Source organism: Anaeromicropila herbilytica (genome assembly GCF_016591975.1).
GTDB lineage: Bacteria > Bacillota > Clostridia > Lachnospirales > Lachnospiraceae > Anaeromicropila > Anaeromicropila herbilytica.
Genome location: NZ_AP024169.1, coordinates 3818382 through 3831952, shown reverse-complemented (window position 1 = coordinate 3831952; position 13571 = coordinate 3818382). Strand labels below are relative to the sequence as shown.

At 34.5% G+C, this 13571-nt stretch carries 8 protein-coding genes and 1 other annotated feature; of the genes, 7 read left to right on the top strand and 1 reads right to left on the bottom strand.

Features of this window, described 5'->3' with window-relative positions:
- The first annotated feature begins 78 nt into the window (after nucleotides 1–78).
- The 3 genes from truA to nrdG all read left to right on the top strand — a co-directional run bounded on the left by truA (nucleotide 79) and on the right by nrdG (nucleotide 3948).
- Complete coding sequence (gene truA, locus bsdtb5_RS16580) at nucleotides 79–819, top strand: tRNA pseudouridine(38-40) synthase TruA (protein WP_271713086.1); 741 nt, start codon at nucleotides 79–81, stop codon at nucleotides 817–819.
- A 229-nt stretch (nucleotides 820–1048) separates the two neighbouring features.
- Complete coding sequence (locus bsdtb5_RS16575) at nucleotides 1049–3391, top strand: anaerobic ribonucleoside triphosphate reductase (RefSeq protein WP_271713085.1); 2343 nt, start codon at nucleotides 1049–1051, stop codon at nucleotides 3389–3391.
- Between the two features lie 38 nt (nucleotides 3392–3429).
- Nucleotides 3430–3948, top strand: coding sequence for an anaerobic ribonucleoside-triphosphate reductase activating protein (gene nrdG, locus bsdtb5_RS16570; RefSeq protein WP_271713084.1), 519 nt, complete (start codon nucleotides 3430–3432; stop codon nucleotides 3946–3948).
- A 110-nt stretch (nucleotides 3949–4058) separates the two neighbouring features.
- Here nrdG and bsdtb5_RS16565 read toward each other — a convergent pair whose 3' ends face one another.
- Nucleotides 4059–4655 carry a DedA family protein gene (locus bsdtb5_RS16565; RefSeq protein ID WP_271713083.1) on the bottom strand — a complete coding sequence of 199 codons (597 nt, stop codon included), beginning with the start codon at nucleotides 4653–4655 and terminating at the stop codon, nucleotides 4059–4061.
- 418 nt (nucleotides 4656–5073) lie between these two features.
- Between bsdtb5_RS16565 and bsdtb5_RS16560 the strand changes: the two genes are divergently transcribed.
- The 4 genes from bsdtb5_RS16560 to bsdtb5_RS16545 all read left to right on the top strand — a co-directional run bounded on the left by bsdtb5_RS16560 (nucleotide 5074) and on the right by bsdtb5_RS16545 (nucleotide 13549).
- Entirely contained in the window at nucleotides 5074–6840 is a 1767-nt protein-coding gene (locus bsdtb5_RS16560) for a L,D-transpeptidase family protein (protein ID WP_271713082.1), read from the top strand.
- Nucleotides 6841–6995: 155 nt separating this feature from the next.
- Nucleotides 6996–7234, top strand: a binding site (T-box leader).
- A 117-nt stretch (nucleotides 7235–7351) separates the two neighbouring features.
- Entirely contained in the window at nucleotides 7352–9757 is a 2406-nt protein-coding gene (gene leuS, locus bsdtb5_RS16555; RefSeq protein ID WP_271713081.1) for a leucine--tRNA ligase, read from the top strand.
- Between the two features lie 356 nt (nucleotides 9758–10113).
- On the top strand, nucleotides 10114–11811 hold the full coding sequence (locus tag bsdtb5_RS16550; protein ID WP_271713080.1) for a S8 family peptidase: 1698 nt from the start codon (nucleotides 10114–10116) through the stop codon (nucleotides 11809–11811).
- 25 nt (nucleotides 11812–11836) lie between these two features.
- The gene (locus bsdtb5_RS16545) at nucleotides 11837–13549 is read left to right on the top strand and encodes a S8 family peptidase (protein ID WP_271713079.1); all 1713 of its coding nucleotides are present in this window, start codon (nucleotides 11837–11839) and stop codon (nucleotides 13547–13549) included.
- Nucleotides 13550–13571: the final 22 nt, after the last annotated feature.

The window sequence follows — 13571 nt, the reverse complement described above, 5'->3', positions numbered from 1 at the left end:
TTTGTCGGATGCAGCTGAATAAAATACGAAATTTTAAGAAAATATGAATAAGACTGAGATACAGAAAGGTATAAATAAATGAGAAATTTTAAATTAGTAATAGAGTACGATGGTTCAAGATATGATGGTTGGCAGAAACAAAAGAATCCAAAAAGTATTACGATCCAAGATAAGATAGAAAGTGTACTTTCTAAGATGGAAGAGGAAGAAATTACTCTAATTGGTGCGGCTAGAACTGAAGCAGGGGTTCATGCGAACGCTCAGATTGCTAATTTTACTTCTAATACAAAGATGAAACCTTATGAGATTAAACATTATTTAAATCGATTTCTTCCAAGAGATATTGCTGTTATTGAAGTTACTGAAGAAGCAGATCGTTTTCACAGTAGTTTTAATGCAAAATCTTTTAAATATCTTTATAAGATCGCAATGGGAGAATATGAATCGGTATTTGAACGTAAATTTAGTTATTATTCTTTTAAGAAATTAGATGTTTCAAGAATGAAACTAGGAGCGAAGTACCTTCTTGGAAAGCATGATTTTAAAGCCTTTTCTGACAATAAAAGAATGAAAAAGTCAACAGAGCGTGAAATCTATAGTATTGATATCTATGGTAACAATAGTGAAGTTCAGATTACTATACAAGCTGATGATTTCTGGCCTAATATGGCAAGAATACTTGTTGGAACTCTAATGGAAGTTGGATTGGGAAATATTGATCCAGAGGACGTAGCTAATATTCTTGTAAGTAAAGACAGAGAGATGGCAGGACCAACTGCAGAAGCAAGAGGTTTATTTTTACTTGAGGTTGAATATTAAATAAAATTTAAATGTGGTAATTTAGATAGCCAAATTTATTATGATTTAATAAAGTATCCATAACTTTTTTACTGTTAAGTTTAAGTGTTTTATTAAAAATTATTATAAGTCAGGATAGGATTGTACTAAAAAATACATAACATGTATTTTAAAAAGTACATACAATATCTTGACTTATTTTTTATTTGCGATACAATATATAGTACACGCAATCAAGGAGGAAGATATCATGGTAACAGAAATTAAGAAGAGAGACGGTAGAGTTGTTGAGTTTAATAGAGAAAAGATTTCTACCGCAATATATAAAGCTTTTGGAGCAGGTAATGCAGAAGCATCAATGGAAGAAGCAAGTCGAATTGCTACAATCGTTGAAGAAAAATTAAATTCAGAGAAAAGAGAAGAACCATCTGTTGAAGAAATACAAGATATGGTAGAAGAAGCGTTAATGGAAGCGGGATATGCCCATGTAGCGAAAGATTATATCTTATATCGTGCTGAAAGAACGAAAAGTCGTGATATGAATACTAGATTGATGAAAATTTATGAAGATATCACATTTCAAGCAGCTTCTGAGAATGATTTAAAAAGAGAAAACGCCAATATTGATGGTGATACAGCGATGGGGACAATGCTTCGCTATGGTTCAGAAGGTTCAAAACAATTTTATGAATTATTTTTACTAAACCCAGAACATGCAAAAGCTCATAAAGAAGGCGATATTCATATCCATGATTTAGACTTTTTATCCTTAACGACAACTTGCTGTCAAATTGATTTGTTAAAACTATTTAAGGGTGGTTTCTCAACAGGTCATGGGACATTAAGAGAACCAAATTCCATACTTAGTGCTAGTGCGTTAGCAGCAATTGCGATTCAATCAAATCAGAATGATCAACATGGTGGACAGAGCATCGTGAACTTTGATTATGGCTTAGCACCATCAGTGGCAAAGACATATCGCAAAAAATACTATGATAATTTAGCAAAGGCAGCCGCATTATTTACAGATAATGATGAAATAGATGATATAGAGACACAAGTGAAATTAATGGGAAGAGCATTAAGAGAAGACGGATTCAAAGTTTCACTTGAAGAAAAACAAGAATATAACGATGAAGAGTTAAAACGTATCGTAGAACTATCCCTTGGTATTGATGATAAGACTGCTAAGAAAATACAAAGATTTGCTAGAAAGCAAGCCTATAAGGAAACTGACAAAGATACGTATCAAGCGATGGAAGCATTTATACATAACTTAAATACAATGCATTCACGTGCAGGTGCACAGGTACCATTCTCATCAATTAACTATGGTATGGATACTTCACAAGAAGGAAGAATGGTTGTTAAGAATATCTTACTTGCAGAAGAATCTGGTCTTGGTAATGGTGAGACACCAATCTTCCCAATTCAGATCTTCCGTGTAAAAGAAGGAATCAATTATAATCAAGGAGAACCAAATTACGATTTATTTAAACTAGCTTGTAAAGTAAGTGCTAAGAGATTGTTCCCTAACTTCTCCTTCCAAGATGCACCATTTAATATACAATATTACAAAGGAACTCCTGAAACAGAAATTGCATACATGGGATGTAGAACAAGAGTTATTGGTAATGTATATGACAAGGCTCGTGAGATTACAAATGGTCGTGGTAACTTAAGCTTTACTTCTATTAATCTTCCTCGTATTGCAATCAAAGCTAAAGGCGATGTAAAATGGTTCTTCGAAGAGTTAGATCGTAAGATTGATCTATGTATTGATCAATTATTAGAACGTTTTGAGATTCAAGCGAGAAAGAAAGTGAAGAATTATCCTTTCTTAATGGGACAAGGTGTATGGATAGATAGTGAAAAATTAGGACCAGAAGATGAAGTTCGTGAAGTATTAAAGCATGGAACGTTATCCATTGGATTTATTGGATTAGCTGAAACACTGAAAGCATTAGTTGGTAAGCATCATGGTGAATCAGAAGAAGCAAGAGAATTGGGTATTAAGATTATTGGACATATGAGAGATCGTATGGATAGCGAATGTGATGTTACTGGCCTTAACTTCTCCTTATTAGCTACTCCAGCCGAAGGTCTATCAGGTCGTTTTGTAAATATGGATAAGAAGATCTATGGAGAAATCGAAGGGGTTACCGACCGTGAATATTATACAAATAGCTTTCATGTTCCAGTATATTACCCAATCAGTGCATTTGATAAGATTCAGATTGAAGGACCATATCATGAACTTACGAATGCAGGACACATCTCTTACGTTGAGTTAGATGGAGATACAACAAAGAATATCAGTGCATTTGAAAAGGTAATTCGTGCAATGCATGATGCTGGAATGGGATATGCTTCTATTAATCATCCAGTAGATGAAGATCCAGATTGTGGTTATGTTGGTATCATTGATGATGTATGTCCTCAATGTGGAAGAACAGAAGCGGAACATAAATTTAACCGTATCCGTCGTATTACAGGATATTTAGTTGGTACTCTAGACCGTTTTAATAATGGTAAGAGAGCCGAAGAACGTGATAGAGTAAAACATGGAGTATCAAAGGCAGAAAGAGAATAGATTACTCCGTATCAAAAACAGAAAGGCAAGGGGATAGAATGAAGATTAGAGTTGCAGGTTTTGCAAATGATTCCATTGTAGATGGGCCAGGCCTCCGTTATACTATCTTTACTCAAGGATGCATGCATAATTGTAAAGGGTGTCAGAATCCACATACCCATGCATTAGAGGGCGGCTATGAGATTGATATTGATGAAATTATAGAGAAATTAAAAGCGAATCCTCTACTTGATGGAGTCACTATTTCAGGAGGAGAACCTTTTCTTCAACCTGAGGCTTGTTCTGAACTTGCCAGACGAGTAAAAGAGCTTAACCTATCCGTTATAACTTATACGGGATTTACTTTTGAGAATTTAATAAAGAATGAGGCATCACAACAGCTATTAAGAGAGACAGATGTATTAGTGGATGGACCATTTGTGGAAACCAAGAAGAGCTTGGCATTACTTTTTAGAGGTTCTAAGAATCAGAGATTAATCGATGTAAAAAGAAGTTTAATGGAACATGAGGCAATTCTATGTGATATTGATGAGTATGGAGATCTCTGCTTTGCCTAATTATAGAAAAGGTACCTGACACATAGAATGTTAGGTACCTTTTTCCACTATAATAAGGTGGTAACTTGATTTAGTTTAAGAAAATATATTCCGATATATATAATAACTTATCATGTTTTGATTTTTTTGAAAAATTTTTTTCGTAAGATAAGAATTATGATAAGGAAAGCTATAAGAGGAATGAAGATCGCTTTATATTCATGATAATAAGAGCCTACATTACTCCAATTTTCGCGAAGAGTATATCCAAGACCTATCAATATTGTGTTCCATACAGTGATTCCGATAAGGGAAGATACTAGAAAGGTAATGATATTTTGTTTGGCAGCACCAGCTACAAATGCAATATAGGTACGACATAATGGTATTACTCTACCAAAACACACAGCAAAACTTCCATATTGATTAAATTTCTCCAAGGAGGTATCAATTGGTTTCTTAGATTTTGGAAACTTACGCTTTATTCTCTCAAGGATTGGAGAACCCCCATATCGTCCGATGGAATAGCATATACAGGTTCCTAGAATACCGGCAATTACGCTGGCAAATAAGATTACAGTGAATCGAATATTCTGAGTTGATGCAATAGCACCAGAGAAAGGCAGAACAATTTCACTCGATACTGGAAAGCATGCATATTCTAATAAGATAATAACAAACATAGATGGAAGTCCATATTCATAAATAAGGTCAATAATCGATTGCATGGATTACTCCTTTATGCATTTCAATAAGATTTATTTTTATATTTTATTATGGAGGAATTTGAAGTATTCCATATACATCGAAATTGTTCTATTCTTTAGATTGAGTGACTGATATTACGTAGTAAAATTATTTGAATAGGGAATAAATAATTTTATTAATAAAATAAAGTACTAATATAAAAAGTTTTGCATACATTTATGTAATGTACTAGCATATTAAACCAAAAATATTACAAAACCTTTAAGTTTTGCCATTAGATATTGTAATCCAAGGAGTATTTGGTATAATTGCAGAGTGTAGGAAAATGACAATAAGAAGAAAGATCATCTTATTGTTGATAGTAATAGATAGGTAATTGTAAAACTTAAATAAGGATCCAATTATCTAACTAGTAATAGAAAGTAAGAGGAGAGACGCATGATTAAACTTTTTAAACGGACAAAATTACAAAGTTGTTGTATGATACTGCTGGCATTATTAATAATTGGAACAGTGATGTCTAATAATACAAAGTCTTCTGCATCTAGTACAGCACCATATCTTATCAAGGTAAATCGATACATGAACTGTATTACAATATACAAGAAAGATAAGACTGGTGAGTATACTGTTCCATATAAAGCAATGGCATGTTCTACTGGCGGTGCTAATACACTTCTAGGAACATATAAGACTCCAGCCAAATTCAGATGGAAGTTGCTTATGGGAGATGTTTGGGGACAATACTCTACGAGAATAAAGGGAGGAATTCTGTTCCACTCTGTATGGTATTACAAACAAGATCCATCAACATTATCAGCAGTTCAATTCAATAAATTAGGAACAACAGCTTCTCATGGATGTATTCGCTTATCTGTAGTTGATGCAAAATGGATCTATGATAATTGTCCACTCGGAACAACAGTAATTATATATGATTCTAAAGATCCAGGACCACTTGGTAAGCCAGAAGCAATGAAAATGCCTACATCATCTGGTTGGGATCCTACGGACCCACTAAGTAATAATCCTTGGGCGAATAAAAGCCCTTCAATCGCTGGAGCAACTAACAGAACAATAAAATATGGTTCTAAAGTGAATGTATTAAGTGGTGTTTCAGCAAAGTCATCTACAGGATATAGTATTACAGGACTAATTCAGGTAAGTGGTACTGTAAATACCAGAAAAGCTGGTACATATAAAGTTACATATGAAGTTACAGAAGCAAGTGGCAAATCAGCTAAGAGAACAGTTACTTATAAAGTACTAAGAGACGATAGAAAACCAACACTAACAGGAATCAAGAACCGATTAGTAAACGGAACAGTTACGATTAACCGCGCTCTTGCAATCAAAGGTGTAACTGCTAAGTTTGATGGTAAGGTATTATCCGATAACCGAATTAAAGTAACTTTCACAAAGGCAAGTGCTAATAAGTATATTGTTACTTACCATGTAGTAGTTTCAAATGGTAATAGTGTTACTAAGAAATCAACCATTGTAGTTGATAAAACAGCACCAGTTCTTCATGGTATTAAGAATAAAATGGTTAGTGGCGAGACAGATGTGACTCGAACTTATGCATTAAAAGGTGTTACAGCTACAGATAATGGTAAGACACTAAGCCAAAGTAAGATCAAAGTAGCTATCAGCTATGTAGAAGATCACTGGAATATTGTTTATAAAATTACTGATAATGCTGGAAATGTTACCAAGAAGACAGCTAAGTTTACAGTAATTGATGGTGCAGTAATCTATGGTGTCAAAAATCAAACAGTAACATCTGATGTGGTTGTAGATGAAGAATTCGCAATGAATGGTGTAACAGGATATATTGATGCAGTGAATGCAACAGATAAAATTAAAGTTACTATTTCAGAGTTAGTTGATAATCAGTATACCATTACTTATTCCTTAACGGATAACGGCGGTTATGAAGAAACAGCAGAGGCTGTTATTACTGTAAAACCAAGTGTTGTTATTAAAGGTGCTACAGATCGAGTAATTAGTAGTGCTACTCCATTAACAAAAGAGATTGCCCTACAAGGTGTAACAGCTACAGAAGGAAGTGATGATGTTACAGATAGTATAGAAGTAACAATTTCGGATTTAGTGGATAATAAATATACTGTAACTTATACAGTAGTTGATTCTAATGGATATGCTGTAGAAACAAAAGTAGTATTTACAGTAGTTAGTCAATAGAATTCTAAATATGAAGTAATAGAAAAAGTGTCCTTCTTGATAAGGGCACTTTTTCTATAAAGGATAGGATAGGGTTAAAGTGAATAGGAAAATTGGTATAAACACTTGACAAAAATCATCTTATTGATATAAAATATTTTCTAGTTATAATATTAGGAAAAACATAGAAGAGGAATAGTAAGAGAAGATGGTTTCAAGAGAGCTGACGGTTGGTGTGAGTCAGTAGCAAGAATCTCCGAACTCGCCTTGGAGTTCTCTAGGTGAAAAAGTTTAATTGTTTCTAATTAGACTTATAGTTTAGAGCGGGGTATCCCGTTATAGATATTGAGTGCGTAGATTCATTGAGTCTACGAATTAGAGTGGTACCACGGAAATATACCTTTTCGTCTCTATTATATTGATATATAGAGATGAGAAGGTTTTTTTATTCTATAGGAAAGAGAAGGTTACTTTCTTGTGACCAAGTTTATGAATTCCATAGAATATGAAGAATCTTAAGGAGGAATTGATGATGGCAGTAGCTTACAATCATAAGGAAGTAGAGAAAAAATGGCGTAACATATGGGAAGAGAAACCAGTCAATGTAAATGACGGAACAAAACCAAAATATTATTGCCTTGATATGTTTCCATATCCATCTGGAAGTGGCCTACATGTAGGACATTGGAGAGGTTATGTAATCAGTGACGTATGGAGTCGTTATAAATTATTAAAAGGATACTATATCATTCATCCAATGGGATGGGATGCGTTCGGTCTTCCAGCAGAAAACTATGCGATTAAGATGGGAACACATCCAAGAAAATCTACGATGGAGAATATCTCAAATATCAAAAGACAGATTAATGAAATCGCTGCAATCTACGACTGGGATATGGAAGTTAATACAACAGATCCAGAATTCTATAAATGGACACAATGGATCTTCGTTAAGATGTTCAAAAAGGGATTAGCGTATGAAAAACAAATGCCAATTAACTGGTGTCCTTCTTGTAAGACAGGTCTTGCAAATGAAGAAGTAGTAAATGGTGAATGTGAACGTTGTGGTTCTCCTGTTACGAAGAAGAATTTAAGACAATGGATGCTTAAGATTACTGCATACGCAGATCGTTTATTAGATGACCTAGATAAGCTTGATTGGCCAGAAAAAGTTAAGAAGATGCAATCTGATTGGATTGGTAAGAGTTATGGTGCTGAAATTGACTTTAAAGTGGATGGAAGCGATAGAGAAGTTAAAGTATATACAACAAGACCAGATACTTTATACGGTGCTACTTTCATGGTAATTGCACCAGAGCATGCTTTAGCAACAGAACTATCAACAGAAGAAAATAAAGCAGCAGTAGAAGATTATATCTTTAAAGCTTCCATGAAATCCTCTGTAGATCGTTTACAAGATAAAGAAAAAACAGGCGTATTCACTGGAAGTTATGCAATTAATCCTCTAAATGGAAAGAAAGTTCCAATCTGGATCTCTGACTATGTATTAGCAGATTACGGTACAGGTGCTATTATGTGTGTTCCTGCTCATGATGATAGAGACTTTGATTTTGCTAAGAAATTTGGTATTCCAATTGTTCAAGTTATTGCAAAAGATGGTAAAGAAGTCGAAGAATTAACAGAAGCTTATACTGAACCTGGTGTTATGATCAATTCCGGAGAATTCAGTGGAATGAATTCACTAGATGCTAAACGTGATGTTCCTGGTATCTTAGAAGAAAGAGGAATTGGCAAGAAGACTACCAATTACAAACTTCGTGACTGGGTATTCTCTAGACAACGTTACTGGGGTGAACCTATTCCAATCGTTCACTGTGAAGCTTGTGGAGCAGTTCCAGTGCCAGAAGAAGAATTACCATTATTGCTTCCAGACGTAGAAAGCTATCAACCAACGGGTACAGGAGAATCTCCACTTGCAGATATCCATGAATGGGTGAATACTACTTGTCCTTGTTGTGGTAAGCCAGCAAAGAGAGAGACTAATACTATGCCTCAATGGGCAGGATCATCATGGTACTTCTTACGTTACGTGGATAACAAGAATACTGAAGAATTAGTTAATAGAGAAAAAGCTGATAAGTTATTACCAGTTGATATGTATATAGGTGGAGTTGAACATGCGGTTCTTCACTTATTATATTCTAGATTCTATACCAAATTCTTAAATGATATCGGTGTTGTAGACTTTGATGAACCATTTATCAAGTTATTTAATCAAGGTATGATTGGTAAAGATGGCGCTAAGATGAGTAAATCAAAAGGAAATGTAGTGTCACCAGATGAATTAGTGAATGAATACGGTTGCGATGCTCTAAGAGTATACGAATTATTCGTTGGACCACCAGAATTAGATTCTGAATGGGATGATAGAGGTATCGATGGAGTTTATCGTTTTATCAATCGTTTCTGGAATCTTGTAATGGATAATCATGATAAGAATATAGAAGCAACCAAAGAAATGATTAAATTAAGACATAAGATGATTTATGATATTACGACTCGTCTTGAAACCTTTAGCCTTAATACTGTAATCAGTGGATTCATGGAATATAATAATAAATTCATCGATCTTGCGAAAAAAGGTGGAATTGATAAAGAAACATTAGAAACATTTATTATTCTATTAGCTCCATTTACACCACACGTTAGTGAAGAATTATGGAGTGAATTAGGTCATGACACATCTGTATTTGACGCAAGATGGCCAGAATACGATGAAGAGAAGATGAAAGACGACGAAATCGAGATTGCTGTTCAAGTAAATGGTAGAACAAAAGGTACAGTATTAGTAGCTGTTGATGAAGCAAAAGATTCTGTTATCGCAAAAGCAAAAGAAGTAGTTGCAGATAAACTTACTGAGAATATCGTAAAAGAAATCTATGTTCCAGGTAAGATTGTAAATATTGTTGTAAAATAGGTTGTAAAATCTCTAAATAAGATCAATATGATAGGAAGTTGTTCCTGATACATTAAGAACAGAGTGCGTAGTAAATACACACTCTGTTCTTTTTTGACCAAGTAGGTCCATATTCTAACAAGAGGAATAGAGAGTTATATGATAGTGTGACTAAAGTTTCATTTTTTTCAAGTCTCCATTTTCTTGAGCATAAAGTCTTCCTGACTTTTTTATAGTAAAAGAAATCATTTCTATTTAGTATACCGAATAAGATAGTAATAGCTTTTTAGTTAATATAAGAAGGAATATAGCACACCTTTAGATAATTCAATATAGGATTATAGCTTTATATCATCATGAAAGGTATGGGTTGATATATGACACCAGAAGAAGGAAAACGAATATATAGTAATGATTTTGCTGATTTATTAATTAATTATAGTGGGGATGAGTCTGTATTTAAACAATTTGAAGATGCAACCGTTCAGATTATAGACTACTTTTTGGCTGTCGTAAGGGTGCCAATCAGTCAAATAACTGATAAAACACTTACTCAAAGGGGATATGCAACACTACCAAGTGTATTTGGCGTTATTAGCGAAGGGAGTTTAGAAGCATCTGGTATTCCTAAATTACGAAGTATACCAAATCTTGATTTGAGAGGTCAAGGAGTATTAGTTGGGATTGTTGATACGGGCATTGATTATACCAATCCAATCTTTCGAAGAGAGGATAATACAACAAAAATAATTACTATTTGGGACCAAACTATTGTGGGAGAGAATTATCAAACAAATACATATTATGGAATGGAGTACACAAGAGAGCAGATAAATGAAGCACTTCAAAGTAAAAATCCTTATGATATAGTTCCATCAAAGGATGAAAATGGGCATGGAACAATGATAGCTGGGATAGCAGTAGGCAATGAAGTACCAGAAAGTGATTTTTATGGAATAGCGCCAGAAGCTGATCTTGTGATCGTTAAATTAAAGCCAGCAAAGAAGTTTATAAAAGATTTTTGGAGAATTAAAGAGGACGCAGTCTGCTTTGAGGAAAATGATATTCTATTTGCATTAGAGTATTTAGAACAGGTTGCAATTAAATTCAATAGACCAATGTCTATTTGTTTAGCACTTGGAACATCACAAGGAGCACATGATGAAAGAGGATCGTTAACGAGTAATGTATCAATTCGTGCGGAAAATTTAAATTTTGCCATTGTAATTGCAGCGGGTAATGAAGGAAATGCTAGAAGACATTACTCAGCAACTATTAATCCAAATGTAGGATTTGATAAAATGGAATTGAATGTAGGAAAGGAAGGAAGGAATTTCTCGATGGAAGTGTGGGGGAATTCCCCCGGACTATTTGGTATTGATATCAAAAGTCCGTCTGGCGAGTATATTCCAAGAATTAATCCTAGAATAAATGAAAGTCGAGACGTTACATTTATTTTTGAAGAGACAAGAATATTAATTGATTTTGAAATTGTTGAATCACAGAGTGGAGATCAGCTTATATTACTTCGATTTTCGAACGCATCACCTGGAATATGGACATTTAATGTGTATGGGAGAGGAGATCTTAGCTTAGGATATAATGTATGGTTACCAATGGAAGGTTTTATTGCAAATGATACTTACTTTTTACAATCGAATCCATACACTACAATCCTTTCTCTAGGAAATGGAGTGGAGCCAATCACAGTGACTGCATATAATCATGTGGATGGAAGCCTTTATCTTAATGCAAGTAGAGGATACACAAGAACTGATTATGTGAAGCCTGATATAGCAGCACCTGGAGTAAATATTGTTAGTCCTACACTAAATCAAGGCTTTGCTGAGGTTACTGGAACAAGTCCTGCAGCAGCACATACAGCTGGTGTTGCTGCTATGATTTTAGAATGGGCAGTTGTAAGAGGTAATCTACCATCGATTAATAATGCAGATATTAAAATATTGATGATTCGTGGAGCGAAAAGAGATCCAACGATTCAATATCCCAATAGAGAATGGGGTTATGGAAAATTGGATGTATATACAATATATGAAAAAATACGTAGCGGTTAAATAAATATATAAGGAGAAGGATATTGTGACACAGGAAGAAAAATATAAAATTATTAGCAATGACTTTGTTGATTTATATATTGAGTATAACCGGAATCCAAAACTGTTGGATATTTATCAAGGTGCGACAACACATCCTATAAATACTAGATATGCGATTGCTTATGTACCTGCTTCTCAATTGACAGAGGAATTTATAAGCAAACGAGGGTATGCACCATTACCACACCTATATGGTCTAACGAGTGAGAAAAGTATAGAAGCTTCTGGAGTTAATAAGCTTCGAAGATTACCTGGGTTTTCCTTAAGGGGGAACGGTGTAATAACAGCAGTCATTGATACTGGAATCGATTATACCAATCCTATTTTTCAAAGAGAAGACGGAAGCTCTAAAATAATAGCCATATGGGATCAAACAATTGATAGTGCGAATCGTTATCCAGAAAACACCTTTTATGGAACAGAATATAGTAGTGAAGAGATTAATAAAGCATTAAAAAGTGAGAATCCGTTACAACTAGTTCCAAGTACTGATACAAATGGACATGGCACTATGTTAGCTGGACTTATTGTTGGCTCAGAAGTGGCAGGAAGTGATTTCAGCGGTGTTGTCCCAGATTCAGATATAATTATAGTTAAATTAAAAGAGGCAAAACAGGTATTTCGCGATTTTTTTATAATACCTTCTGACGTTCCTTGTTATCAAGAAAACGATATAGCATGGGCACTAGACTATGTAGTAAAGGTGGCACGGAGAGAGAAGAAACCATTATCCATCTGCATTGGTGTTGGTAGTTCTCAGGGGTCTCATGATGGTAGAGGACCATTTGACAATACCCTAGGTTTTTATGCAGATTCTATTGGAATTGCAGTATCGATTGCAGCTGGAAATGAGGGAAATGGGGGGAGACATTTTTATAGTACGGTGGATTCTTCGGTTGGTTATAGTACGGTGGAACTTAAGGTGGGTGAAAATGAACCGGGTTTTGCAATGGAGATATGGGGTACACTTCCAAATACTTATTCCATCGATATTTATTCTCCATCTGGAGAGTATATCCCAAGAATATCAGAAAGTCTAAGAGTAAATCAAGAAGTTCGGTTTATTTTTGAAGATACCGTTATTTATATAGATTATCAATTAGTTGAAACACACACAGGTAGTCAACTTATACTATTACGATTTAAAAATCCAACAGCAGGTATATGGAGATTTCGCGTCTATAGTAGGGGAGATTTAATGGGGGCATTTCATATTTGGCTACCAATGGATGGGTTTATCTCAAATAATACTTCTTTTATACAACCAGATCCTTATACAACAGTGTTGAATCCAGGAAATACCATACAGCCTATCACGGTCACTGCATATAACCCGAATAATGATGCATTATATCTACAAGCTAGTAAAGGATATTCGAGAGAAAATAAAATAAAACCAGAACTTGCAGCACCTGGAGATAATATTGTAATTCCTAATTTACAGAAAGGTTTTACTACCGCTTCTGGAACAAGTCTTGCAGCAGCACATACGGCAGGAATTGCTGCCATGTTATTACAATGGGGAATTGTAGAAGGCAATTACCCTAGAATAGATTCTATCGCGATAAAAAAATATCTAATAAGGGGAGCCAAAAGAATACCAGGGCAGACCTATCCGAATAGAGATTGGGGCTATGGTATAATTGATCTTTATAACACTCTAAACGTACTAAGAGCAGACTTCCCTAATATTTAATAAGATAGTTTGTTAGAAATGT